Consider the following 23,795-nt stretch of genomic DNA (forward strand, 5'->3'; position numbering starts at 1 on the left):
CCCGCTGGAAACTCATTAAGCTGGTTCTGGACCTTGGATAAAGCCAACGTATTCGCGCTTCATCATCAATCCGTCAACTTGACGCATCGTCTCGATGGCCACACCAACCACGATCAAGAGGCTAGTACCCCCTAACCCAATCGACTCATCTAAGTCCCATAGGTTTTGGGCTAACAACGGAATTAAGGATATGAATCCAAGGAAGAGCGACCCAACGGTACTCAGGCGCATCAACAAACTGGAAACATATGATTGCGTTTCGTGACCAGGCCAAACACCAGGAATGTAACTGCCTTGCTTTTGCAAGTTTTCAGATAACTTCTCGGGGTTAACTTGAACGAACGCGTAGAAGAACGTGAACACAATGATCAGAACGGTGTACAAAATCGCACCATCTAACGTTTGCATGTTGAAGACGTCGGAAAGAACTTGGTACCACGTGTCTTGAGAGTGTGCATTTTGGAACGCCATCAAAATAGTTTGCGGCGTGGCAATAAACGAACTCGCAAAGATAACGGGGATAACTCCGGCCACGTTGACCTTTAATGGAAGGTAACTGCTATCTGGTGACCCAGACACCCGCCGCGTGTATTGAATTGGCACTCGCCGTTCGGCCTGTTGGACCCAGGTGACAAACGTCACGATGATCAAGACCAGAACAATCATAGCAACAATGAACAAGACACTCTTCCATAACGTTCCTTTATCGGCATCGACGAAGTAAGTTTGGTAAATTTGGTACACCGACTTCGGTGTCCGGGCAATAATCCCGGCGAAGATAATCATCGAAATCCCATTACCTAATCCGCGGTCGGTAATCATATCCCCCATCCAAGTGGTCAACATCGTCCCACCGGTCAAAATGATCCCGATAGAAACGTACGTTGTCACGCTGGGGCTTTCAACCAATTTCAGTGAGCTTAACGCACTGAAACCGGCCGTGATCCCAATAGATTGAAAGAAAGCCAAGACAATCGCGAGGTATCGCGTGGCTTGATTTAATTTCCGGCGACCCACGTCACCTTGCTTACTCCATTCCACGAAACGCGGAACGATGTCCATTTGTAACAATTGAATAACGATTTGTGCCGTGATGTACGGGGAGACCCCCATCGCAAAGATGGAATAGTTGGTCAACCCACCACCACTAAAGGTATCTAAAATACTAACCAATCCAGAAGACGCAACGCTTTGAAGGGCCTCCGCATTGATGCCCGGAACCGTAATATACGTTCCGAGACGAAAGACGATCAAAACCAGTAGAGTAAAGAGAATCTTATTACGAATGTCTTTAATCTTAAAGGCGTTTTTCAAGCTTGATAGCATTAAATCACCTCAGTCTTACCACCAGCAGCTTCAATGGCTTGAGCGGCGGACTTGGAGAATTTAGCGGCCTTAACCGTCAACTTCTTCGTCAAGTCTCCGTTACCCAAGACCTTGATGCCAGCCTTTTCGTTTTTCACGATACCAGCTTCAACTAAGGCAGCTGGCGTAACTTCAGCGCCGTCATCAAAAACGTTCAAAGCAGACAGGTTTACGACAGCAAATTCCTTACGGTTAATGTTGGTAAACCCACGCTTTGGAATCCGACGGTACAATGGCATTTGGCCACCTTCAAAGCCCAAACGAGTCTTGCTCCGCGCTTTTTGACCCTTTTGGCCCCGACCAGAGGTCTTACCGTTACCAGAAGAATCACCACGGCCAACTCGGTTACGAACCTTCCGTGAGCCTTCAGCAGGTTTTAGTTCATTCAACTTCATGCTATTGCGCACCTCCTTATTTAATGATATGAATACTACTTAACTTCTTCAACCTTAATTAAATGTGCGATTGGGAAAAGCGCACCGCGAGTCGCTTCGTTATCAGGTTGTAAAACAGAACTGTTGATTCGTTTCAAACCTAAAGCCTCAACGATTTTCCGCTGCTTAGGGAGGCGGTGGGCAGCACTATGAATTAAAGTAACTTTCAATTGAGCCATCTTAAAACTCCTCCTTATTCAGCTAAGTGTTGAAGGGAGACACCCCGGAGGGCAGCTACTTCTTCAGCACGCTTTAATTGGGCCAAGCCTTCAAACGTTGCACGAACAGCGTTAACTGGCGTGTTGGATCCTAAACGCTTGGACGTTACATCGGAAACACCGGCTAATTCCATGACGGAACGAACGGCACCACCAGCAGCAACTCCAGAACCTTCAGCAGCAGGCTTCAATAACGTCTTCCCACCACCGTAGTTTCCAATAACTTCGTGAGGAATGGTCGTTCCCACGATTGGAACTTCGATCAAGTTTTTCCGAGCGGCTTCAACGCCCTTCCGGATTGCTTCGGGAACTTCTTGTGCTTTACCAGTACCGAAGCCAACGTGACCGTTCTTGTCGCCGACAATGACCAGGGCAGCAAAACGCAGACGCCGACCACCTTTAACAACCTTAGTAATCCGGTTGATAGCAACAACGTTGTCTTCTAGTTCCAACTTATCGGGATCAATAAACTTTGCCATGTGTGGTTATTCCTCCTTACCTATTAAAATTTAAGCCCGTTTTCACGAGCAGCTTCCGCAAGCGCTTGAACACGGCCATGGTACAAGTACCCGCCACGGTCAAACACAACATTTTCAATCTTCTTTTCAACGGCACGCTTAGCAACTAAAGCCCCAACAGCCGCAGCTTGTTCGGTCTTGTTGTCGCCACTAACACCGTCATCTAACGTCGAGGCACTAACAAGCGTTACACCCGCTACGTCATCAATTACTTGAGCGTAGATGTTTTTGTTAGAGCGGAAAACGTTTAAGCGTGGGCGTTCTGCATTACCAGAAATTTTGTTCCGGACACGTCCATGACGCTTTTGACGCGTCTTGTTTTTATCTGGTTTCGTAATCAAAATAGTCACCTCTTTGAAAAATTTCAGCAATTAAGCTGCTTTAAGTTTACTTACCGGTCTTACCTTCACGAATCCGAACGTATTCGTTTTCGTAACGGATCCCTTTACCCTTGTAAGGTTCTGGGGAACGAACGGCACGAACTTCGGCAGCGAAGTCACCAACACCTTGCTTGCTGATACCAGCAATGTTGATGGTGGTGTTGTCTGGAACCTTAACGTCCAGGCCTTCTGGAACTTCCATGTGAACTGGGTTGGAGTAACCAACGCTCAAGATCAGGTCTGAACCCTTCAATTGAACCCGGTACCCAACACCGACAAGCTTCAAGGTCTTGGCAAAGCCGTTAACGACTCCTTCGACCATGTTGTTTAAGTTCGCACGTTGAGTTCCGTGCATAGCCCGCGTCTTGTTGTCATTATCAGGACGGTCAAAGTTAACTTCACCGTCACTGATCTTCATCGAAATTTCAGTTGCGAAAGTCCGCGTTAAGGAACCCTTAGGACCCTTGACCGTAACTTCGTCGCCATCGCGCTTAACTTCTACACCAGCAGGAATGACAACTGTTTTATAACCAATACGACTCACTATAAGGCACCTCCTGTCTTTATAAGATTTTTACCAAATGTAGGCGAGAACTTCGCCACCGATTTTCTTGGCCCGCGCTTCTTTATCAGTAATAACCCCTTCAGAGGTGGAGATAATGGCGATACCTAAACCGTTCAATACCTTTGGTACGGCGTCAGACTTCACGTATGAACGTAAACCTGGCTTCGAAATACGCTTCAAACCACTGATGACGCGTTGGTTATCCTTACCGTACTTCAAGAAGACACGAATGATGCCTTGCTTGTCGTCGTCGATGTATTCGACGTTGCGGATAAATCCTTCACGCTTCAGGATTTCAGCGATGTCACGTTTAATTTTTGATGCAGGTACTTCGAGTGATTCGTGACGAACCATGTTGGCGTTACGAATCCGCGTCAAGAAGTCTGCAATTGGATCAGTCATGGACATTAACGTTTTCCCTCCCTTTGTTTAAAAATCGGTTTACCAGCTAGCCTTCTTCATGCCAGGAATTTGACCCTTGTGGGCTAATTCGCGTAGGCAGATCCGGCAAAGATGGAACTTTTGATAAACAGAGTGTGGACGTCCACAACGTTCGCAACGAGTATAATTCTGAGTAGAGAACTTCGCAGGACGCTTGTTCTTAGCAATTTGAGATTTCTTAGCCAATTTGTGTGAACCTCCTTATATTAGTGTGCAAACGGCATGCCGAATTGAGCCAGTAATTCATGAGACTCTTCATCAGTGTTTGCCGTCGTAACGATAACGATGTCCAAACCACGAACACGGTTAACGTTGTCGAAATTGATTTCTGGGAAGATCAATTGTTCCTTAACCCCCAACGTGTAGTTCCCACGTCCATCAAAAGAACGGGTGCTAACACCGTGGAAGTCACGAACACGTGGCAATGACACGTTGATCAACTTATCCAGAAATTCATACATCCGGTCACCACGAAGGGTAACCTTGGCCCCAATGGACATACCTTCACGAAGACGGAAGGTCGCGATGGATTTCTTGGCCTTAGTAACCAATGGCTTTTGACCAGAAATCAATCCGAGTTCTTCAACGGCTTCGTCCAGGTTCTTAGCGTTGGCAACCGCGTCACCAACACCCATGTTCAAGACGATCTTGTCGATCTTAGGGGTTTGCATCACAGAACTGTAGTTGAATTTCTCCACCAAAGATGGTGTGATATCATTTACGTACTTTTCTTTTAAACGAGCTGACATGAAATGTTATTCCTCCTTCCGTGGATTTATTTGTCGATGGTTTCGCCGGATTTTTTAGCAAACCGGACCTTGTGACCATCTTCGATGCGAACGCCAAGCCGGGTTGGTTCGTTGTTCGATGGATCGATAAACATAACATTGGATGCGTGAATTGGTGCTTCAACATCAAGAATTCCGCCTTGAGGGTTCGTTTGTGAAGCCTTTTGGTGTTTCTTAATCATGTTGACGCCTTTGACAATCACGCGGTTCTTAGCAAATAAGACCTTGGACACAGTTCCTTCCTTGCCCTTATCCTTGCCAGCGATCACGCGGACCTTGTCACCAGTTTTAATAAGCATTCCTGTAGGCACCTCCTTGTTTACACGTTTCTTGATTATAGTACTTCGGGTGCTAATGAGATGATCTTCATGTAGTCGTTGTCCCGTAATTCACGAGCAACTGGGCCAAAGATCCGAGTCCCCTGTGGGCTCTTGTCGTCTTTAATCAGCACTGCAGCATTTTCATCAAAACTGATGTAAGTTCCGTCAGTCCGCCGAACACGAGACTTCGTCCGTACGATAACAGCCTTAACCACATCACCCTTTTTGACAACGCCACCTGGTGTTGCTTGTTTGACAGTAGCAACGATGACATCACCGATTCCGGCGTAGCGACGCTTAGAGCCACCCAGAACCTTGATCGTCAGGATTTCCCGGGCGCCGGAGTTATCGGCAACCTTTAAGCGACTTTCTTGTTGGATCACAGCTAGTGTCCTCCCTTCAGTTCTAGTTCAGAATACGATAAAAACGACACTTAAATAATGACTGCTTTTTCAACAATGTCAACTAAACGGAACCGCTTAGTGGCAGACAGTGGCCGCGTTTCCATGATTTCAACGATGTCGCCAGTTTGGGCTTCGTTGTTCTCATCATGTGCCTTGTACTTCTTGGAGTACTTGACCCGCTTGCCGTACCGTGCATCAGTCTTCGTCGTTGAAACGACGACCGTGATCGTTTTGTCCATCTTGTCGGATTCAACGCGACCGCGGTATACCTTACGGTGATTACGTACATCACTCATGTATTATTGGCCTCCCTTTATCGTATTCTACTTGTTCAGCTCTTGTTGACGCAGAACAGTCTTGATGCGTGCAATGTTTCTCCGAACCTGCTTCAACCGAGCGGTGTTTTCCAACTGACCAGTGGCTAATTGGAACCGCAAGTTAAACAATTCGTCCTTGTAGCTCTTTTCTTTATCGAGCATTTCAGCAGTGGTTAATTCATTGATGTCTTTAGTCTTCATTAGATTCGCCACCTACTTCCTCTCGGGTTAAAATCTTAGTACGAACGGGAAGTTTCATGGCAGCCAGACGTAAGGCTTCGCGGGCAGTCGCTTCATCAACGCCACCAACTTCGAACATTACCTTACCACGCTTAACTGGGGCAACCCAGCCAGCTGGCGCACCTTTACCATTACCCATCCGAACCCCAACACCTTTTTCAGTGTAGGATTTGTGAGGGAAAATCTTGATCCAAACTTTCCCACCACGCTTCATATACCGCGTGACCGCAACACGGGCAGCTTCAATTTGACGGTTGGAAATCCAATGGGAATCCAGAGCCTGCAAACCGTAGTCACCAAAGGCAACACTCTTGCCACCCTTAGCTTCACCACGAAGCTTACCACGGTGGACACGACGGAACTTTACTCGCTTAGGTACCAGCATGCTTATTTCCCTCCTTGTCCGTTATCTTTCTTTTCAGGTAAAATTTCACCACGGTAGATCCAGGTCTTAACCCCGATGGAACCGTAAGTCGTGTGCGCTTCTACCCAAGCGTAATCGATGTCGGCCCGTAACGTGTGCAACGGAACCGTACCATCAGCGTAGGATTCAACACGGGACATATCAGCACCGTTTAACCGGCCTGAAACTTGCGTCTTGATACCCTTAGCACCAGAACGCATCGTGCGTTGCATCGTTTGACGCATTGCCCGACGGAAAGCAACCCGGCCTTCCAATTGACGAGCAATGTTTTCGCCAACTAACTTGGCATCCAAGTCTGGCTTCTTGATTTCCACAATGTTAATGTGAACTCGCTTGCCAGTCAAGGCGTTTAATTCTTTCCGCAGGTTTTCAACTTCGGAACCACCCTTACCAATGACCATTCCTGGCTTGGCAGTGTGAATCGAGATGTTGACCCGGTTAGCAGCCCGTTCGATCTCAACAGTTGAAACGGAAGCATCTTCAAGACGCTTTTCGATGAATTTACGAATTTGAAGGTCTTCTCGTAAGTAAGCAGCAAAATCTTTTTCAGCATACCACTTTGCTTCCCAGTCACGAATAATACCGACCCGTAATCCGGTTGGATTTACTTTTTGACCCACGCGTTATCCCTCCTCTTTTTCAGATACAACAACCGTAATGTGACTCGTACGCTTGTTGATTGGTGAAGCAGAACCTTTGGCACGAGGACGGAACCGCTTGAGGGTTGGTCCTTCGTTGACATAGGCTTCGCTAACAACTAAATCTTGACGATCTAAGTCAAAATTGTTTTCTGCATTCGCAATTGCAGAGTTTAAAACCTTAGTCACAGCCGGTGAAGCACCACGGGGTGTGAACTTAAGGATAGCTAGTGCTTCAGCAACGCTCTTACCGCGGATAAGGTCGATAACCAGACGGACCTTACGAGCAGCAATGCGCACCGTTTTAGCAGTCGCTTGTGCTGATGTAACTTGTTCAGCCATTAGTTAATCCTCCTTATCGTGCAGTTTTCTTGTCGTCGCCACCGTGACCATGGAAGGTCCGCGTTGGTACGAACTCGCCTAACTTGTGGCCCACCATGTCTTCTTGGATGTAAACTGGGACATGCTTCCGTCCGTCATAAACAGCAATGGTGTAACCAATGAAGCTAGGAAAAATAGTAGACCGGCGGGACCAGGTCTTAATGACGGCCTTCTTATCTTGATCCTTTTGCGCATCGATTTTCTTCAGCAAGTGCGCATCGGCGAAAGGTCCCTTTTTTAAACTACGACCCATTTATGAAACCTCCTCTACTTGTGGCGCATCGTTTAAACGATGACACCCGGTATCAATTATCCGTTGAAACGGATAATTACATCTTAGAACCCTTACGACGACGAACAATAAACTTGTCGGTCCGGTTCTTCTTCTTACGAGTCTTCTTACCAACCGTCTTCTTACCCCATGGGGACAGAGGAGATGGCATCCCGACTGGTGCTTTACCTTCACCACCACCATGAGGGTGATCGTTAGGGTTCATAACAGACCCACGAACGTGAGGACGTTGACCAGCCCAACGAGTCCGGCCGGCTTTACCAACGTTGATTAATTCGTGTTCTTCGTTACCAACTGCACCGATGGTTGCCCGGTTAGCGCCTAAGATCATCCGAACTTCACCGGAAGATAAACGAACCAAGACATACTTGTCATCGTTGGCCTTACCTAAAAGTTGTGCGGAAGTCCCAGCGGAGCGGACCAATTGGCCACCCTTACCTGGCTTCAATTCAATGTTGTGAATAACCGTTCCAAACGGAATGTTCTTCAATGGTAACGTGTTACCAGTCTTGATATCAGCTTCGGGACCAGATTGAACTTGGTCGCCCACCTTTAAGCCCTTAGGTGCTAAGATGTAGGATTTTACCCCATCAGCATAGACCAGTAAAGCAATGTTAGCCGTCCGGTTAGGATCATATTCGATGGCCTTAACCGTTGCAGGAACATCATCTTTGATTCGCTTGAAATCGATGATCCGGTATTGGCGCTTGTTACCACCGCCACGATGACGAACCGTCATCCGACCGGCGTTGTTCCGGCCAGCGGTGTGGCTTTGTGAAGCAAGCAATGATTTTTCAGGAGTCGTCTTAGTGATGACGTCTTTGTAAACCAAGCTCGTCATGTTCCGACGACCATTACTTGTTGGTTTGTATCTCTTAATCGCCACGTTATTTCCCTCCTATATTTATCAGGATATTATTCTTCGTTGAATAATTTGATTTCTTTTGAGTCGGCAGATAAGCTGACAATGGCCTTACGACGCTTCTTAGTGTAGCCTTCGTAACGTCCTTGACGCTTCTTCTTACCCTTTAAGTTCATGATGTTGACCTTAACAACCTTCACGTCGAAGATTTCTTCGATGGCGTGCTTGACTTGCGTCTTGGTTGCCCGGACATCAACATCGAAAGTGTAACGCTTGTCGTCCATGGTTGCCATCGTTGCTTCAGTGACAACGGGACGTAAGATAATGTCGCGTGCTTCCATTATGCGAGCACCTCCTCTACTTGAGAAAGAGCTGGTTGAGTAATCACTAACTTATCCGCGTTCGCAACGTCTAAGACGTTTAAACTCTTCGCTGGGATAACCTTAACGTTAGCCAAGTTACGAGCAGCTAAAGCAGCCGTCGTGTTGTCGTCTTCTAAGACCACTAACGTCTTGGTCGTGACATTCAAACCAGTCAGCACAGCAGCAAATTCTTTCGTCTTAGGTGCATCGAAGGCCAAGCCGTCAACAACGACCAAGCTTTCATCCAGAACCTTTTGGGAAAGAACGGACTTAAGTGCTAAACGACCAACCTTCTTAGGAAGGCGGTAACTGTAGGAACGAGGGGTAGGGCCAAAGACCACACCACCACCGACCCATTGTGGGGAACGGATGGAACCTTGACGTGCCCGACCAGTACCCTTTTGACGCCATGGCTTCTTACCACCGCCACGAACAGCACTCCGGTTCTTAACGGCGTGGGTTCCTTGACGTAAGGAAGCTCGTTGCATCAAAATCGTGTCGAAAACGACATTTTCGTTAGGCTCGATGCCGAAGATATCAGCATTCAAGGTTACGTCGCCGTTTTGGCTACCATCTTGTTTGTATAATGCTACGCTTGTCATTTAATTATCCTCCCTTCCGATTTATTTTTCAGATTGCTTAGGACGTGGCGGACGAACAGCACTCTTGACAACAACGAGTGACTTGTTAGCACCTGGCACGTTACCCTTGATCAGCAGAACGTTGTTGTCAACGTCAGCCTTAACGATTTGCAGGTTTTGGATCGTAACACGCTTGTTACCCATCCGACCTGGAAGCTTCATCCCAGGGAAAACCCGGTTGATGATGGCACCCAGAGAACCTGGACGACGGTGATAACGAGAACCGTGGGTTTCAGGGCCCCGGCTTTGACCGTCTTTGTGGACGTTACCTTGGTATCCATGACCTTTAGTGACACCAGTGACGTCAACGATGTCGCCCGTCTGGAAGACGTCGACCTTAACTTCGTCAGCTACCTTGTAATCTCCCAGCTCAACATCTTTGAATTCACGAATGAAGCGCTTAGGAGTCGTGTTTGCTTTTGCTACATGACCTTGTTCGGGCTTGTTGCTAAGAACTTCACGCTTGTCCTGGTAGCCAAGTTGAATGGCATTGTAACCGTCGTTTTCCATCGTCTTAACTTGCAACACAACGTTGGGCGTTGCTTCGACAACAGTCACGGGGATCAATTCACCAGCATCAGTGAAGACTTGCGTCATCCCGACCTTTTTCCCTAAGATTCCTTTAGTGGTCATGAGTACACCTCCGATTTAATGTTTTTTAGATTTTGGTACTAAATTATAACTTGATTTCGATGTCCACACCGCTAGGCAGGTCAAGCTTCATTAATGAGTCGACCGTCTTTGGCGTTGGGTTAACGATATCAATCAGACGCTTGTGCGTCCGCATTTCGAACTGTTCACGCGAGTCCTTGAACTTATGCGGTGAACGTAAGACAGTGTAGACCGTCCGTTCAGTCGGCAATGGGATTGGGCCAGAAATGCCAGCACCAGTTCTCTTCGCCGTTTCAACAATCTTTTCTGCTGATTGATCCAAGATACGGTGTTCGTAAGCCTTCAACCGAATCCGAATTTTTTGTTTTGCCATTGTGTTCCCTCCTTCGTCTATTTTAAAAATAAGACTAACTCCGTGTGAATTCCCGCCACGCCCTCATGGCAATGCGGCCGGGCGTGTCGCAATCTCCCACATCATCGCTTAAACTTTTGGGCCGCTAACAGGCGTACAAAAAGACACCCCTGAAGATCAGCACTTAAATATCATACTAAATAAAGCGCCGTATGACAAGGGCATTCGTAGAATTCCTCAAACTTTTTGGGGATTCTCCCGTGTTAGGGTCCGCAAAAACTTTTATAAATTCGCGTTTTAGAATACCGCGAAATTAAGGTGTTTGTCAATCATTTCGTTACTTGGATTTAGTAAGTCAAACGGCCAAGCTCCTGCTTACCTTAAGTGAAGTCTATTATTATGGTAGCAAAGTTTCTCATTTATTCGATCAACTGTCCGTTTAACTCCCATCCCGCCAGTCTTTAACCACAAAAACGCGCTGCAAAAATCTAGCTTCTTGCTAACGCGTTTTTTATGACTCGACTTCCTATTCAATTTAGTCGGCTTAGGCACTTTGACTGTGACGTTGCCCCCGCCAGTCCGAACGGCTCAACCCATACATCATCACGTGCACGGTCTCCCCATTATCCAGGGTGTGGGTCTGTAATTCCCCTTCATCGTGCATACCCATCTTGGCCATGACCCGGCCAGAATTGGGATTCACGCTGGCATAGTGCGCTTCAATCCGCTCTAGCGCCAAGCTGTCAAAACCATAGGCCATTAGAGTCGTCCCCGCTTCCGCCACGTACCCGTGGCCCCACGCGGACTGTCGCAAAGCATAGGTCAGTTCACCGGTCGTTTGAGTCATGTGAAATTCATAAAAGCCGATTAGTTGATGGTCACGCTTCGTTTCCAGCCCAAAGACGGTCCGTGGTTCCGCTAAAAAGTGCGTCGTGAACGCCGCATCAAAAGCGGCCGGGGTCTGAATCGACCGGTAGCGCACGTACGCGACCACTTGTGGATCTAAAATCAATGCCTGTAACTGGTCGTGGTCGGTCGGCTGAATCGGCCGTAGCACGAGTCGTTCCGTTTCAAAATATGCCAAATCTGCACCCCCATTAGTTTATTGCTTTCATTATTATAGTAATGTTGCGCGATTTGTAAATCATTTTAGCTACTTTTTCCCGTATCAGGCGCAAAAAATGGCGTGAAATCAAGCTTTCACGCCACTAATTATTTTTAAAATCCCTACGGTTTTACATTCCGATTCAAGTTAATCATTATTAGACTTAAAGCACCGCTCGAACGTCGGCTAAAATCTAGTCGATATCGCCTTTGATGACTTGGCCTTTGTTTTCAATCTGCCGGGATAAGAACTGGTAATCCCGCTTGACCATCATAGCATACGCCCCGGACGCTCCGAATGGTTCTTGAATGAACATGGGCGTCACCCGCCCCACAGTTCATCTACACAATTCACAAGACGTTCGCCATCAATAAGCGGCACCACTTCATCAAGGACGAAGCTGGTAGCAGGATTTTCCAGCTCTTTAATCACTTTATCGGCAATGGATAAATTATTTTAAAAAATAGCAAAAAAACGTCGCCAAGCCCAAATTGGGTTTGACGACGCTTTGCGTCCGAGTTTCCTCGCACTAAGAACAATTAGCGCTTAGTCTTCGACTGGAGTGCCACCATTCTTCTTGATAATGTCAGCTTGAACACTCTTAGGCGTTGGTTCGTAGTGGTCGAACGTCATGGTAAACGTCCCACGACCCTGCGAAGCAGACCGTAAAGTAGTGGCGTAACCGAACATTTCGGCTAACGGCACGAATGAGTGAATCATTTGTGCGTTACCGCGGGCTTCCATACCATCGACCCGGCCCCGACGTGCGGTAACCTGACCCATGATATCACCCATGTATTCTTCAGGAACTTGGATATCAACCTTCATGATTGGTTCCAAGATCACTGGACCGGCACTCTTAACGGCGTTCCGCAAAGCCAGAGAAGCGGCAACCTTGAAGGCTGCTTCACTAGAATCGACTTCGTGGTAACTCCCATCATAGAGCTTAGCCTTAACGTCAACTAATGGGTAACCAGCTAAGACCCCGTTGGCCATCGCTTCTTGTAACCCTTGGTCGACAGATGGGATAAATTCACGTGGAACAACCCCACCAACGATGGCGTCTTCGAATTCGTAACCCTTACCACGTTCGTTAGGGGTGAATTCAATCCAAACGTCACCATATTGACCTTTACCACCAGATTGACGAACGAACTTACCTTGAACGGACGTGTCCTTGGTGAAGGTTTCACGGTAAGCCACTTGTGGCGCACCAATGTTGGCTTCAACCTTGAATTCACGCTTCATCCGGTCAATGATGATGTCCAAGTGAAGTTCACCCATTCCGGCAATCAGAGTTTCACCAGTTTCAGGGTTAGTTTCCGCCTGGAAAGTTGGGTCTTCTTCAGAAAGCTTTTGGAGGGCCGTGTTCATCTTGTCTTGGTCAGCCTTAGTCTTCGGTTCAACGGCAACCTGGATAACTGGATCTGGGAAGTCCATGGATTCCAAGTGCAGTGGGTGATCAGGGTCAGTCAAAGAATCACCAGTAGTGGTGTTCTTCAACCCAATGGCCCCGGCAATATCACCGGAGAAGACTTCAGGGATTTCTTGACGGTGATTGGAGTGCATTTGCAGCAACCGTCCAACCCGTTCACGCTTGTCCTTCGTGGAGTTCAGCACGTAAGAACCAGCTTCCAAGGTTCCGGAGTAAACCCGGATGTAAGTCAACCGACCAACGAATGGGTCAGTGGCCACCTTGAAGGCCAACGCAGCGAAGGAATCTTCGTCGTTAGCCCGAAGTTCAACGGCGTCACCAGTATCAGGATCCGTGGCGTTGTAAGGCTTAACATCCAATGGAGATGGTAAGTAGTCCACAACGGCGTCCATCAACATCTGAACACCCTTATCCTTAAAGGCAGAACCAGCGAAAACTGGGAACATTTCTAGGGATAACGTTGCCCGCCGAATGGCAGCCTTCAATTCATCCTTAGTGATTTCTTCGTTTTCCAGGTACTTTTCCATGATTTCGTCATCGACGTCAGCAACGGCTTCGATGATGCCTTCATGGCGCTTTTGAGCTTCTTCCTTCATGTCATCTGGAATGTCGACCGTGTCCCACTTGGAACCTAAGTCGTCCATGTCATAAACGTAGGCCTTCATTTCAATCAAGTCGACGACCCCAGTAAAGTTGTCTTCGGCCCCGATTGGCATTTGTAAGGCTACGGCGTTGGCATCCAAACGGTCGTGTAAGGATTGAACGGAGAAGTCGAAGTTAGCCCCGATCTTATCCATCTTGTTGACGAACACAATCCGGGGAACACTAAAGTCGGACGCTTGACGCCAAACCGTTTCAGTCTGTGGTTCAACTCCGGCTTGAGCATCCAGAACGGCAACGGCACCATCTAAGACCCGTAATGAACGTTCAACTTCAACGGTGAAGTCCACGTGTCCTGGGGTATCGATGATGTTAATCCGGTGTTCCTTCCACTCCGCCGTAGTTGCGGCAGACGTGATCGTGATCCCACGTTCTTGTTCTTGTTCCATCCAGTCCATTTGTGAAGCCCCATCGTGGGTTTCACCAATTTTATGGATCTTACCAGTGTAATACAGGATACGCTCAGTAGTCGTCGTCTTCCCGGCATCGATGTGGGCCATGATACCGATGTTACGCGTCTTCTCAAGCGGAAATTCACGAGTATTAGCCATGATTAATGTGTAACTCCTCTCAAAATGATCGTCGTTTGAACAAAAGGTGGCTACCATCATCTATAGATTGTAGCCACCTCTAAATTAAAGGATTACTCCTTTAAACTAGAGCGGTAAACGTGGCTAGCACGTTTTGCCCCAGTATTCTAGCACACTGACGGACGTGCAGTTTAAAAACTGCTCGCTTACCAGCGGTAGTGGGCGAAGGCCCGGTTAGCATCAGCCATCCGGTGAGTGTCTTCACGCTTCTTAACCGCAGCACCAGTGTTGTTAGCGGCATCCATGATTTCACGAGCAAGCCGTTCAACCATGGTATGTTCGCCCCGGAGCCGTGCGTATTGCACGATCCAACGCAAGCCTAACGTCGTCCGCCGGTCTGGGCGAACTTCGATTGGGACTTGGTAGTTAGAACCCCCAACCCGCCGTGCCTTGACTTCCAAGACAGGCATAACGTTCTTCATTGCTTCTTCGAACGTTTCTACGGGGTCGTTGTTCGTTTCGTTTTTGATGATGTCAAATGCACCATAAATAATCTTAGTGGAAGTTCCACGTTTCCCATCCATCATCGTGTGGTTAATCAAACGAGTAACCAGCTTTGAGTTGTAGATTGGATCAGGAAGGACTTCACGCTTTTGTACGTTTCCTTTTCTAGGCATTATTCAATATCCTCCTTGAAGTAACTTGTTTAGAAGCTGACGGCAACCGTGCAGCTGCTAACATGATTCTTTTAGTTCTTAGGCTTCTTAGTACCGTACTTGGAACGGCCTTGACGACGGTCAGTCACACCGGCCGTATCAAGCGCACCACGAACAATGTGGTAACGAACCCCAGGTAAATCCCTTACCCGGCCACCACGGATTAAGACAACACTATGCTCTTGCAAGTTGTGTCCAACCCCTGGAATGTAAGCAGTCACTTCAATTAAGTTAGATAAACGCACACGCGCGTACTTCCGTAAAGCTGAGTTAGGCTTCTTTGGCGTCATCGTTCCAACACGAGTGGCCACGCCCCGCTTTTGCGGAGCAGGATTCTTAACTTGCGCCTTCTTGTAACTGTTATACCCATAGTTTAAAGCTGGGGCATCTGATTTCGAACTTTTAGATTTACGACCTTTACGTACCAATTGGTTGATAGTAGGCATCTAAATAGTCCTCCTTTCCATATCTTTGCTAGATTTTTAAGTCCACACATCCAGGTGGTTCATTTTTCTTTAAAGAAAAAGCCACCACAATGGTGTCTGTCAATTGAAGTGTCCTCCTCGCCGTCCAGTCAGCATGTCCGGTAAAAATAATACCAAAGACCTGTCTGCGAAAAGCACCTTGAATAGAATACCACGCACGTCAAAGACTGTCAACTTGCCGTTTTCAAAATCCCTCAAACTTTTCGTCGGAGTTTGCGGAAATGATTCTGAGGTGATAATCATGACGTTAATTCTTTTTATCTACGGGTGTTGCATGGGCTCCTTTATCGTGGCAGCCGCCCACCGCTACACAACCCACGAATCACTACTCTTTCCGGCTTCACACTGCGACTGGTGTCAAACGCCATTAGCCGCTTGGCAACTGGTACCGGGAGTCAGCTACTGGCTACTTCGCGGCCGATGCTTCTACTGTCATAGTCCAATCCCCCCAACGACCGTGTTGGTCGAGTTAGGTTGTGGGCTACTCCTTACGACCTACCACACCCCCACTGACTGGCACCCCATCGCGTGGCTCCTTCTTTGGGGCTACGCCGCCCTTTGTGACCGAACCAACCTGACGTTTCCCGCCTGGATTGGGGTCGCGAACCTTTTAGTGGCACCGCACATCTGGTCATTTAGTACTGGCGCCTGGTTGTTGGGGAGCTACTTCTTGATTCACGTACTTTGGCCCCGGTGGCCTCGTCCCTGGATTGGGGATGGTGATCTCGAATTCATTATCAGCTATTTGATTACTTGGGGACTTTGGGCGACCAGTCAGTGGTTAGTGGTCGCTTGCGGGCTCGCTCTAGCAACCACCCGCAAGACGCCACGTGCACGTTTTGCATTCATTCCAGCATTGACCCTTAGTGCTTGGTTTTGGTGGGGCTGGTCAACCTGGATTCCGTCCCCATTATAAGACAAAGAGCAGGTCAGCCGTAAGGCCAACCTGCTCTTTTATCTTTCACTTAATTGTTCAATTAAGCTTGGGAGTCTTCTTGCATTTGCTTTTCGAGGTCGCTGATTGAGTAAACGCCCTCCGTTGAAGCACTGCCGACTTCCTTGGGTTTGATCTGTCGGTAATCTGGCATCCCAGTCCCGGCAGGAATAATCTTCCCAATGATAACATTTTCCTTCAACCCAACTAACGGGTCGTTCTTGCCGCGGATAGCCGCGTCGGTCAGAACCCGCGTCGTTTCTTGGAAGGAAGCTGCAGATAAGAAACTGTTCGTTTCCAACGCAGCCTTGGTAATCCCGAGGATCACCGGACGAGCCGTTGCCGCAATGCCACCAGAAATCAACGTCTGGTAGTTAGCGCGCCGGAAGTCCTGGATATCCATCAGGGTACCTGGTAAGACATCGGTGTCACCTGGATCCATGATGCGAACCTTCCGGAGCATCTGCCGAACCATGATTTCCACGTGCTTATCACTGATAGCCACACCTTGCATCCGGTAAACCCGTTGAACTTCACCTAAGATATAGGTCTCAGTAGACAAGACGTCCCGAACTCGGAGCAGTTCCTTCGGATCGACAGACCCGACGTTCAAGGCTGCCCCACGGTGCACAAAGTCGCCTTCGGAAACCCGCATCCGGGCCGTAATTGGCAACGTGTAGCTCCGCGTATCGGATTCACCTTTAATGGTGACTTCCTTAGTCCGTTCAGCCGGATTTTCTTCGATCTTTTCAACCGTCCCGGTGACTTCAGTAATCTCAGCTTTACCTTTAGGGTTCCGAGATTCAAACAATTCTTGAACCCGGGGAAGCCCTTGGGTGATATCTTCGTTACCAGCCACACCACCGGTATGGAAGTTCCGCATGGTTAACTGCGTCCCTGGTTCACCGATAGATTGCGCGGCAACCGTTCCGACAGCTTCACCAACTTCAACTTCATCACCAGTAGCCATGTTCCGACCGTAGCAGCGTTCACAAACCCCGTGTTCTGTGTTGCAAGTAAAGGCAGACCGAATCGTGACTTCTTGAACCCCAGCATCAACGATCTTCTGGGCGGTGTCTTCAACAATCATTTGGTTCTTCGGTACAATCACATCACCAGTTTGTGGATCAATGACGGACTTCTGGGTGTAACGACCAAGAATCCGGTCGTACAATGGTTCGATCATTTCGTTACCATCGGTGATGGCCCGAATCTTCAAACCACGGTCAGTCCCACAGTCCTTTTCCCGAATAATCACGTCTTGGGCCACATCAACCAGCCGCCGCGTCAGGTAACCTGAGTTGGCAGTCTTCAAGGCCGTATCGGTCATCCCTTTACGAGCCCCGTGGGTCGAAATGAACATTTCCATGACGGAGAGTCCTTCACGGAAGTTAGAGGTGATAGGCAGTTCCATGATTTCACCATTTGGCGCCGCCATCAAACCACGCATCCCGGCTAACTGGGTAAAGTTAGAAATGTTCCCCCGAGCCCCAGAATCACTCATCATAAAGATTGGGTTCTGTTGCTCGAAACTGTGAATCAAGGCGTTTTGAATGTCGTCCTTGGCGTCGTTCCAGATGCCAATAACGCGTTCGTAACGTTCATGGTCGGTAATCAAACCACGCCGGAATTGCTTCGTGACCGTCTTGACCTTCTTGTGGGCTTCGTCGATGATGACTGGCTTTTCTTTCAAGTCAGTGATATCGGAAATCCCCACAGTCAACCCAGACTTAGTAGATTCATCGTACCCTAAGTCCTTGATCCGGTCCAAGAGTTCGGACGTCGCGGTAACCTTGTATTGTTGGTAAACCGACGCAATGATGTCACTCAAGAAGCCCTTCTTAAATGGCCCGATGAGTTCTGCATTTTGCAGGTAATCATGAATGTCTTCGCCCGGTGCCAAGAAGTACTTGTCCGGAACGTAACCGTTCAAATTCGTGTCCGTCGGTTCGTTCAAGTATGGGAACGACTTCGGCAGGATGTTGTTGAAAATCAACTTCCCAACGGTCGTCACCATGATTTTTTGCCGTTGTTCGTCGGTGAACGGCTTGTCTGGCATGGAGGAAACTTGAACCCCAACCCGGGTGTGCCAGTGCACTAACCCGTTACGGTAAGCCAAGACGGCTTCGTTCAAGTCGGTGAAGATCATGCCTTCACCTTCCCGACCGGATTCTTCCATCGTCAGGTAGTAGTTCCCGATAACCATATCTTGAGAAGGCGCCACAACTGGTTTCCCAGAAGCTGGGGCTAAGATATGGTGCGCCGCAAGCATCAGCAACCGTGCTTCCGCTTGGGCTTCGTCAGACAGCGGCACGTGGATGGCCATTTGGTCCCCATCGAAATCGGCGTTGTAAGCTTCACACGCCAACGGGTGCAACCGCATCGCTTTTCCACTGACCAGGACGGGTTCAAAGGCTTGAATCCCTAACCGGTGAAGCGTAGGGGCCCGGTTCAACAGAACGGGGTGTTCCTTGATAACATCTTCCAAAACGTTAAAGACGTCATCGTCTTCCCGGTCGATTTGCCGCTTAGCGTTCTTGATGTTCGACGCCAAACCCCGAGCAACCAGTTTCTTCATGATGAACGGCCGGAAGAGTTCCAGCGCCATCGGAACGGGCAAGCCCATTTGGTTGAACTTCAAAGAAGGCCCAACGTCGATAACGGAACGACCAGAGTAGTCAACCCGCTTCCCCAGCAAGTTTTGCCGGAACCGACCTTGCTTCCCTTTTAGCATGTGGGACAGTGACTTCAACGGCCGGTTACCCGGTCCAGCCACTGGCCGACCGCGCCGACCATTATCGATCAACGCATCGACAGCTTCTTGCAACATCCGCTTTTCGTTTTGCACGATGATGCCGGGGGCATTCAAATCAAGCAACCGCTTGAGTCGACTGTTCCGGTTGATGACCCGACGGTACAGGTCGTTCAAGTCGGACGTGGCAAACCGGCCACCTTCCAACTGAACCATCGGCCGTAAGTCAGGCGGAATGACCGGAATGGCATCCATAACCATCCACTCCGGACGGTTACCCGACGTCACGAAGGCTTCCAAGATGTCCAAACGACGAACGGCCCGCGTCCGCTTTTGGCCAGTGGCTTCCTTCAAAGCTTCTTTTAATTCTTTAACTTCTTTATCCAAATCGACAGCCATCAATAACTTCTTAATGGCTTCGGCGCCCATTTCAGCCTTGAAGGCCTTGGAGCCGTATTCGGCAACCTTATCCCGGTAATCGCGTTCGGACAGCAATTGCTTGCGTTCCAACGCAGTGTCACCTGGGTCTAAGACAACGTAGGAAGCGAAGTAGATAATTTCTTCCAACGCCCGGGGACTCATATCAAGGACCAAGCCCATCCGACTTGGGATTCCCTTGAAGTACCAGATGTGCGTTACTGGCGCAGCCAGTTCAATGTGGCCCATCCGTTCCCGACGTACCTTGGAGCGGGTAACTTCGACCCCACAACGGTCACAAACGACACCCTTGTAACGGATGCGCTTGTACTTCCCACAAGCACATTCCCAGTCCTTAGTAGGACCGAAGATGCGTTCGTCGAACAGACCGTCTTTTTCCGGTTTCAACGTCCGGTAGTTGATGGTTTCTGGCTTTTTGACTTCACCATAAGACCAACTGCGGATCTTATCTGGTGAGGCGAGTCCGATTTGCATACTTTCGAACTTATTGACATCGACCAAAGAAGCGACCTCCCTTATGAATTAATCTTGCGTATTCGGTTGACTCTCGTTTTGATTTGTCGTTGCCGCGGGTTTGGTTTCCTTGCTATCACTAGCTTGGGCCTTCCGTTGTTCTTCCTGTTGTTGGGCATACTTGCTCAACGCATCAACGTTCACCACGTCATCGTCTTCATCATCCATGTCGCGTAATTCGATCTCTTCGTTGTTACCGTTTAAGACCTTCATATCCAAACCAAGGGATTGAAGTTCCTTAACCAGTACCCGGAAGGATTCTGGAACACCCGGCTTAGGAATTGGTTCGCCCTTAACAATGGCCTCGTAAGTCTTCACCCGACCCACAACGTCATCAGACTTGTAAGTCAAGATTTCTTGCAAGGTGTAAGCAGCCCCGTAAGCTTCCAAGGCCCAGACTTCCATTTCACCAAACCGCTGGCCCCCAAATTGCGCTTTCCCACCAAGGGGTTGTTGCGTAACCAAGGAGTAAGGTCCAATCGAACGGGCATGCATCTTGTCGTCGACCATGTGGGCCAACTTCAAGTAGTGCATGACCCCGACGGCAACCCGCTTATCGAACGGTTCACCAGTCCGGCCATCGTAAAGGATCGTCTTAGCGTCCGTAGACATGCCAGATTCCTTAACGGCGTCCCAGATATCAGCATCACGGGCCCCATCAAAGACCGGCGTGGCCATGTGGATGCCTAACTTCCGGGCAGCCATCCCTAAATGCAATTCGAGCACTTGCCCGATGTTCATCCGGGAAGGCACACCCATGGGACTCAACATGATGTCGATTGGTGTACCGTCTGGCATGTATGGCATATCTTCTTCAGGAATAACGACCGAAACGGTCCCTTTGTTCCCGTGCCGACCAGACATCTTGTCACCAACTTGAATCTTCCGCTTTTGCGCGATGTAGACCCGCACCATCATGTTGACACCTGGTGATAATTCATCCCCGTTTTCACGCGTAAAGATCTTAACGTCTTGGATGATACCGCCGCCACCATGAGGAACCTTCAGGGAAGTATCCCGAACTTCACGGGCCTTTTCACCAAAGATAGCGTGTAATAGCCGTTCCTCAGCGGAGAGTTCCGTGACCCCTTTAGGCGTGACTTTACCAACTAAGATGTCGCCGTCTTGAACTTCGGCACCGATGCGGATAATCCCATCTTCGTCCAAGTTCTTCAAGGCGTCTTCACCCACGTTAGGGATTTCACGCGTCATTTCTTCCGGTCCGAGCTTAGTATCCCGGGCTTCGGATTCATACTCTTCAATATGAATTGACGTATAAACGTCATCGCGAACCAACCGTTCGTTGATGGCGATGGCATCTTCGAAGTTGTACCCTTGCCAAGTCATGAAGGCAACCAGTGGATTTTGCCCTAAGGCTAATTCTCCACCTTCCATGGAAGGACCATCGGCAATGACTTCGTCGTTGTCAACGTGGTCGCCCACCTTAACGATTGGCCGTTGGTTGTAGTTCTTCCCACCGTTTGACCGGCGGAATTTCATTAATTTGTAGCTATCTAAAGCACCGTCTTCACGCCGCACCCGAATTTCACGAGCATCAACGTATTCAACGGTTCCGGCGTGTTCACTAATCAGCGCAACACCGGAGTCATGGGCCGCCTTGTATTCAATCCCAGTCCCAATCAATGGGGCGTGTGGGTTCAACAATGGCACCGCCTGACGCATCATGTTCGCACCCATCAAGGCCCGGTTGGAGTCATCGTTTTCCAAGAATGGGATGCAGGCTGTCGCCACAGAAACAACTTGCTTTGGCGAAACGTCCATGTAGTCGATGCGGTCTGGCGTCGTTTCAATGTTTTCGGACTTTGCCCGGGACATGATTGTATCCGTGGCAAAAGAACCATCATCATTCAACGGCGTGTTAGCTTGCGCTACAACATAGTTATCTTCTTCATCAGCGGTCAGGTAATCGATCTTGTCGGTAACCTTGTGAGTGTCCCATGAAACCCGCCGATATGGCGTTTCGATGAACCCGTACTTGTTGACCCGCGCATAGCTGGACAACGAGTTGATCAACCCAATGTTCGGGCCTTCAGGGGTTTCGATTGGGCACATCCGACCATAGTGGGTGTAGTGCACGTCTCGGACTTCATAACCGGCCCGGTCACGCGTTAACCCACCAGGTCCTAAGGCAGACAACCGCCGCTTATGCGTCAGTTCACCTAACGGATTGGTTTGGTCCATGAATTGTGACAATTGTGAGGACCCAAAGAATTCCTTGATGGAAGCCACAACTGGACGAATGTTGATCAATTGTTGTGGCGTCACCGTCGCAGCATCTTGAATCGACATCCGTTCACGAACGACCCGTTCCATCCGGGATAACCCGATACGGAATTGGTTCTGAAGCAATTCACCCACAGAACGAATCCGCCGGTTCCCTAAGTGGTCGATATCGTCAGTGTTGCCGATACCTAATTGCAGATCGAAGAAGTAGTTCATCGAGGCAATGATGTCAGCTGGGCGAATATGCTTCAGCTTCAAATCGATATTGCCGTTACCGATAACCGGAACGTCTTGTTCAGGGTCATCCGGTGATTGCACCTTCACGATTTGTAACTTCAACGGTTCCGTTACAACGGCTTCATCGGATGGTTGGAAAGTGACCATCTTAAAGTCATCGCGGTCCAAGTAAGGTGCCAAAGTCTTCATGACGTCCTTGTCGACCGTCGTTCCCTTTTGCGCAATGACTTCACCAGTGTCTGGATCCGCTAACGTTTCAGCTAAAGTCAGGCCTAACAGCCGGGTCTTTAAGCTGAGCTTCTTGTTGGTCTTATAACGACCAACAGGGGCCATGTCGTAACGCTTCGGGTCAAAGAACCGGGCCGTTAACAGACTCCGTGAAGAATCCGCCGTCTTCGGTTCACCTGGCCGCAAGCGTTCGTAAATATCCTTTAAGGACTCTTCGACCCGGGAGTCGTCGGTATCCTTATGAATATCCTTTTCCAACGTCGCCATCAGACTTTCGTTGTCACCTAGAATATCCAAGATTTCGTCGTCAGAACCAAATCCTAAGGCCCGCACTAATTCGGACATTGGAATCTTCCGTGTCCGGTCAATCCGCACGTAAGAAATGTTCTTGGCGTCGGTTTCGAATTCCAACCAAGCCCCGCGGTTAGGAATGACCGTGGCACCAAAAATAGTCCGGCCATTCTTATCGGTATCTTCATTAAAGTAAACGCCTGGCGAACGAACTAATTGAGAAACGATTACCCGTTCTGCCCCATTAATAATGAACGTCCCTTGATGGGTCATTAATGGGAAGTCGCCGAAGAAGACATCTTGTGACTTGATTTCGCCCGTCTCGTGGTTCGTTAGCCGTAAGGTGACGTGTAACGGCGCGGAGTAGTTAGCATCATGCTCCCGTGCTTCGTCGACCGTATACTTGGGTTCCAATAATTGATAATCCACAAACTCTAACGAAAGGTTTCCTTGGAAATCCTCGATTGGCATGATGTCATCGAACATATCACGTAACCCTTCATCGAGGAACCAGTTGTAAGAATTGGTTTGGATCTCGATCAAGTTTGGTAAGTCAAGAACTTCCTTGATCCGTGAATAGCTACGACGCGTACGGTGTTTCCCGTATTTCACTAAGTGTCCTGCCAAGTTGTTCACCTCTCCTATTTATTCTGTGACTGGCCAAACCGAATGT

Annotated in this window: 30 protein-coding genes; 1 reads left to right on the forward strand and 29 read right to left on the reverse strand. The window is 48.7% G+C overall.

What is annotated here, in order from left to right:
* Positions 1–15: 15 nt before the first annotated feature.
* The 27 genes from secY to rpsL all read right to left on the reverse strand — a co-directional run bounded on the left by secY (position 16) and on the right by rpsL (position 15,446).
* Positions 16–1,326 (reverse strand): preprotein translocase subunit SecY, encoded by a 1,311-nt coding sequence (gene secY, locus DXH47_RS01680; RefSeq protein WP_129031349.1) that lies wholly within the window; start codon positions 1,324–1,326, stop codon positions 16–18.
* Positions 1,326–1,760: a 50S ribosomal protein L15 gene (rplO, locus tag DXH47_RS01685; RefSeq protein WP_129031350.1), complete on the reverse strand. Its 435-nt coding sequence runs from the start codon at positions 1,758–1,760 to the stop codon at positions 1,326–1,328. Before rplO ends, secY begins: the two co-directional genes overlap by 1 nt.
* 35 nt (positions 1,761–1,795) lie before the next feature.
* Entirely contained in the window at positions 1,796–1,978 is a 183-nt protein-coding gene (gene rpmD, locus DXH47_RS01690; RefSeq protein WP_129031351.1) for a 50S ribosomal protein L30, read from the reverse strand.
* Between the two features lie 14 nt (positions 1,979–1,992).
* On the reverse strand, positions 1,993–2,496 hold the full coding sequence (gene rpsE / locus DXH47_RS01695; protein WP_129031352.1) for a 30S ribosomal protein S5: 504 nt from the start codon (positions 2,494–2,496) through the stop codon (positions 1,993–1,995).
* A 23-nt stretch (positions 2,497–2,519) separates the two neighbouring features.
* On the reverse strand, positions 2,520–2,885 hold the full coding sequence (gene rplR / locus DXH47_RS01700; protein WP_318531335.1) for a 50S ribosomal protein L18: 366 nt from the start codon (positions 2,883–2,885) through the stop codon (positions 2,520–2,522).
* 37 nt (positions 2,886–2,922) lie between these two features.
* A complete protein-coding gene (gene rplF / locus DXH47_RS01705; protein WP_129031354.1) occupies positions 2,923–3,459 on the reverse strand; it encodes a 50S ribosomal protein L6 in 537 nt (178 codons plus the stop codon).
* 30 nt (positions 3,460–3,489) lie between these two features.
* On the reverse strand, positions 3,490–3,888 hold the full coding sequence (gene rpsH / locus DXH47_RS01710) for a 30S ribosomal protein S8 (protein WP_129031355.1): 399 nt from the start codon (positions 3,886–3,888) through the stop codon (positions 3,490–3,492).
* 33 nt (positions 3,889–3,921) lie between these two features.
* Positions 3,922–4,107 (reverse strand): type Z 30S ribosomal protein S14, encoded by a 186-nt coding sequence (locus DXH47_RS01715; protein ID WP_010621638.1) that lies wholly within the window; start codon positions 4,105–4,107, stop codon positions 3,922–3,924.
* Positions 4,108–4,127: 20 nt separating this feature from the next.
* The gene (gene rplE, locus DXH47_RS01720; RefSeq protein WP_129031356.1) at positions 4,128–4,670 is read right to left on the reverse strand and encodes a 50S ribosomal protein L5; all 543 of its coding nucleotides are present in this window, start codon (positions 4,668–4,670) and stop codon (positions 4,128–4,130) included.
* A 26-nt stretch (positions 4,671–4,696) separates the two neighbouring features.
* Positions 4,697–5,008, reverse strand: a complete 312-nt coding sequence (gene rplX, locus DXH47_RS01725) for a 50S ribosomal protein L24 (protein ID WP_129031357.1) — start codon at positions 5,006–5,008, stop codon at positions 4,697–4,699.
* A 35-nt stretch (positions 5,009–5,043) separates the two neighbouring features.
* Positions 5,044–5,412 carry a 50S ribosomal protein L14 gene (rplN, locus tag DXH47_RS01730; RefSeq protein ID WP_129031358.1) on the reverse strand — a complete coding sequence of 123 codons (369 nt, stop codon included), beginning with the start codon at positions 5,410–5,412 and terminating at the stop codon, positions 5,044–5,046.
* A 50-nt stretch (positions 5,413–5,462) separates the two neighbouring features.
* Positions 5,463–5,729, reverse strand: coding sequence for a 30S ribosomal protein S17 (rpsQ, locus tag DXH47_RS01735; protein ID WP_129031359.1), 267 nt, complete (start codon positions 5,727–5,729; stop codon positions 5,463–5,465).
* A gap of 27 nt (positions 5,730–5,756) precedes the next feature.
* The gene (rpmC, locus tag DXH47_RS01740; protein WP_129031360.1) at positions 5,757–5,951 is read right to left on the reverse strand and encodes a 50S ribosomal protein L29; all 195 of its coding nucleotides are present in this window, start codon (positions 5,949–5,951) and stop codon (positions 5,757–5,759) included.
* Complete coding sequence (rplP, locus tag DXH47_RS01745) at positions 5,941–6,375, reverse strand: 50S ribosomal protein L16 (RefSeq protein ID WP_129031361.1); 435 nt, start codon at positions 6,373–6,375, stop codon at positions 5,941–5,943. Before rplP ends, rpmC begins: the two co-directional genes overlap by 11 nt.
* Positions 6,376–6,377: 2 nt before the next feature.
* On the reverse strand, positions 6,378–7,034 hold the full coding sequence (gene rpsC / locus DXH47_RS01750) for a 30S ribosomal protein S3 (RefSeq protein WP_129031362.1): 657 nt from the start codon (positions 7,032–7,034) through the stop codon (positions 6,378–6,380).
* Between the two features lie 3 nt (positions 7,035–7,037).
* The gene (gene rplV, locus DXH47_RS01755) at positions 7,038–7,394 is read right to left on the reverse strand and encodes a 50S ribosomal protein L22 (RefSeq protein WP_129031363.1); all 357 of its coding nucleotides are present in this window, start codon (positions 7,392–7,394) and stop codon (positions 7,038–7,040) included.
* 13 nt (positions 7,395–7,407) lie between these two features.
* The gene (gene rpsS, locus DXH47_RS01760; RefSeq protein ID WP_129031364.1) at positions 7,408–7,686 is read right to left on the reverse strand and encodes a 30S ribosomal protein S19; all 279 of its coding nucleotides are present in this window, start codon (positions 7,684–7,686) and stop codon (positions 7,408–7,410) included.
* Positions 7,687–7,762: 76 nt separating this feature from the next.
* Complete coding sequence (gene rplB, locus DXH47_RS01765; protein WP_129031365.1) at positions 7,763–8,611, reverse strand: 50S ribosomal protein L2; 849 nt, start codon at positions 8,609–8,611, stop codon at positions 7,763–7,765.
* 29 nt (positions 8,612–8,640) lie between these two features.
* Entirely contained in the window at positions 8,641–8,928 is a 288-nt protein-coding gene (gene rplW / locus DXH47_RS01770) for a 50S ribosomal protein L23 (RefSeq protein ID WP_129031366.1), read from the reverse strand.
* A complete protein-coding gene (gene rplD, locus DXH47_RS01775) occupies positions 8,928–9,551 on the reverse strand; it encodes a 50S ribosomal protein L4 (RefSeq protein ID WP_129031367.1) in 624 nt (207 codons plus the stop codon). Before rplD ends, rplW begins: the two co-directional genes overlap by 1 nt.
* A 21-nt stretch (positions 9,552–9,572) precedes the next feature.
* Positions 9,573–10,223 (reverse strand): 50S ribosomal protein L3, encoded by a 651-nt coding sequence (gene rplC, locus DXH47_RS01780; RefSeq protein WP_129031368.1) that lies wholly within the window; start codon positions 10,221–10,223, stop codon positions 9,573–9,575.
* Between the two features lie 43 nt (positions 10,224–10,266).
* Entirely contained in the window at positions 10,267–10,575 is a 309-nt protein-coding gene (gene rpsJ, locus DXH47_RS01785; protein WP_129031369.1) for a 30S ribosomal protein S10, read from the reverse strand.
* A 523-nt stretch (positions 10,576–11,098) separates the two neighbouring features.
* Positions 11,099–11,638 (reverse strand): GNAT family N-acetyltransferase, encoded by a 540-nt coding sequence (locus DXH47_RS01790; protein WP_129031370.1) that lies wholly within the window; start codon positions 11,636–11,638, stop codon positions 11,099–11,101.
* Between the two features lie 214 nt (positions 11,639–11,852).
* Positions 11,853–11,975: a hypothetical protein gene (locus tag DXH47_RS11960; protein WP_263853889.1), complete on the reverse strand. Its 123-nt coding sequence runs from the start codon at positions 11,973–11,975 to the stop codon at positions 11,853–11,855.
* Between the two features lie 230 nt (positions 11,976–12,205).
* Positions 12,206–14,305 (reverse strand): elongation factor G, encoded by a 2,100-nt coding sequence (gene fusA, locus DXH47_RS01800; RefSeq protein WP_129031371.1) that lies wholly within the window; start codon positions 14,303–14,305, stop codon positions 12,206–12,208.
* 185 nt (positions 14,306–14,490) lie between these two features.
* Positions 14,491–14,961, reverse strand: a complete 471-nt coding sequence (gene rpsG, locus DXH47_RS01805; RefSeq protein ID WP_129031372.1) for a 30S ribosomal protein S7 — start codon at positions 14,959–14,961, stop codon at positions 14,491–14,493.
* Between the two features lie 71 nt (positions 14,962–15,032).
* Positions 15,033–15,446, reverse strand: coding sequence for a 30S ribosomal protein S12 (gene rpsL, locus DXH47_RS01810; protein WP_129031373.1), 414 nt, complete (start codon positions 15,444–15,446; stop codon positions 15,033–15,035).
* A 280-nt stretch (positions 15,447–15,726) separates the two neighbouring features.
* Between rpsL and DXH47_RS01815 the strand changes: the two genes are divergently transcribed.
* Positions 15,727–16,401 (forward strand): prepilin peptidase, encoded by a 675-nt coding sequence (locus DXH47_RS01815; RefSeq protein ID WP_129031374.1) that lies wholly within the window; start codon positions 15,727–15,729, stop codon positions 16,399–16,401.
* A gap of 61 nt (positions 16,402–16,462) precedes the next feature.
* Here DXH47_RS01815 and rpoC read toward each other — a convergent pair whose 3' ends face one another.
* Both rpoC and rpoB read right to left on the reverse strand, forming a co-directional pair.
* On the reverse strand, positions 16,463–20,110 hold the full coding sequence (gene rpoC, locus DXH47_RS01820) for a DNA-directed RNA polymerase subunit beta' (protein WP_129031375.1): 3,648 nt from the start codon (positions 20,108–20,110) through the stop codon (positions 16,463–16,465).
* Positions 20,111–20,131: 21 nt separating this feature from the next.
* Positions 20,132–23,749 (reverse strand): DNA-directed RNA polymerase subunit beta, encoded by a 3,618-nt coding sequence (rpoB, locus tag DXH47_RS01825; RefSeq protein WP_129031376.1) that lies wholly within the window; start codon positions 23,747–23,749, stop codon positions 20,132–20,134.
* Positions 23,750–23,795 lie beyond the last annotated feature (46 nt).

The sequence above is a fragment of the Levilactobacillus suantsaii genome (assembly GCF_004115745.1).
Lineage (GTDB): Bacteria > Bacillota > Bacilli > Lactobacillales > Lactobacillaceae > Levilactobacillus > Levilactobacillus suantsaii.

What these genes read in the sequence shown, in the direction of transcription:
- rpsH (WP_129031355.1), bottom strand. Translation starts at nt 3,888, where the DNA reads ATGTCCATGACTGATCCAATTGCAGACTTCTTGACGCGGATTCGTAAC.
- rpsS (WP_129031364.1), bottom strand. Translation starts at nt 7,686, where the DNA reads ATGGGTCGTAGTTTAAAAAAGGGACCTTTCGCCGATGCGCACTTGCTG.
- rpmD (WP_129031351.1), bottom strand. Translation starts at nt 1,978, where the DNA reads ATGGCTCAATTGAAAGTTACTTTAATTCATAGTGCTGCCCACCGCCTC.
- rplV (WP_129031363.1), bottom strand. Translation starts at nt 7,394, where the DNA reads ATGGCTGAACAAGTTACATCAGCACAAGCGACTGCTAAAACGGTGCGC.
- rplD (WP_129031367.1), bottom strand. Translation starts at nt 9,551, where the DNA reads ATGACAAGCGTAGCATTATACAAACAAGATGGTAGCCAAAACGGCGAC.
- DXH47_RS01815 (WP_129031374.1), top strand. Translation starts at nt 15,727, where the DNA reads ATGACGTTAATTCTTTTTATCTACGGGTGTTGCATGGGCTCCTTTATC.
- rpmC (WP_129031360.1), bottom strand. Translation starts at nt 5,951, where the DNA reads ATGAAGACTAAAGACATCAATGAATTAACCACTGCTGAAATGCTCGAT.
- rpsL (WP_129031373.1), bottom strand. Translation starts at nt 15,446, where the DNA reads ATGCCTACTATCAACCAATTGGTACGTAAAGGTCGTAAATCTAAAAGT.
- DXH47_RS11960 (WP_263853889.1), bottom strand. Translation starts at nt 11,975, where the DNA reads ATGTTCATTCAAGAACCATTCGGAGCGTCCGGGGCGTATGCTATGATG.
- rpsE (WP_129031352.1), bottom strand. Translation starts at nt 2,496, where the DNA reads ATGGCAAAGTTTATTGATCCCGATAAGTTGGAACTAGAAGACAACGTT.
- rplW (WP_129031366.1), bottom strand. Translation starts at nt 8,928, where the DNA reads ATGGAAGCACGCGACATTATCTTACGTCCCGTTGTCACTGAAGCAACG.
- rplP (WP_129031361.1), bottom strand. Translation starts at nt 6,375, where the DNA reads ATGCTGGTACCTAAGCGAGTAAAGTTCCGTCGTGTCCACCGTGGTAAG.
- rpsJ (WP_129031369.1), bottom strand. Translation starts at nt 10,575, where the DNA reads ATGGCAAAACAAAAAATTCGGATTCGGTTGAAGGCTTACGAACACCGT.
- rplO (WP_129031350.1), bottom strand. Translation starts at nt 1,760, where the DNA reads ATGAAGTTGAATGAACTAAAACCTGCTGAAGGCTCACGGAAGGTTCGT.
- rplX (WP_129031357.1), bottom strand. Translation starts at nt 5,008, where the DNA reads ATGCTTATTAAAACTGGTGACAAGGTCCGCGTGATCGCTGGCAAGGAT.
- rplE (WP_129031356.1), bottom strand. Translation starts at nt 4,670, where the DNA reads ATGTCAGCTCGTTTAAAAGAAAAGTACGTAAATGATATCACACCATCT.
- fusA (WP_129031371.1), bottom strand. Translation starts at nt 14,305, where the DNA reads ATGGCTAATACTCGTGAATTTCCGCTTGAGAAGACGCGTAACATCGGT.
- rpsQ (WP_129031359.1), bottom strand. Translation starts at nt 5,729, where the DNA reads ATGAGTGATGTACGTAATCACCGTAAGGTATACCGCGGTCGCGTTGAA.
- rpsG (WP_129031372.1), bottom strand. Translation starts at nt 14,961, where the DNA reads ATGCCTAGAAAAGGAAACGTACAAAAGCGTGAAGTCCTTCCTGATCCA.
- rplC (WP_129031368.1), bottom strand. Translation starts at nt 10,223, where the DNA reads ATGACCACTAAAGGAATCTTAGGGAAAAAGGTCGGGATGACGCAAGTC.
- secY (WP_129031349.1), bottom strand. Translation starts at nt 1,326, where the DNA reads ATGCTATCAAGCTTGAAAAACGCCTTTAAGATTAAAGACATTCGTAAT.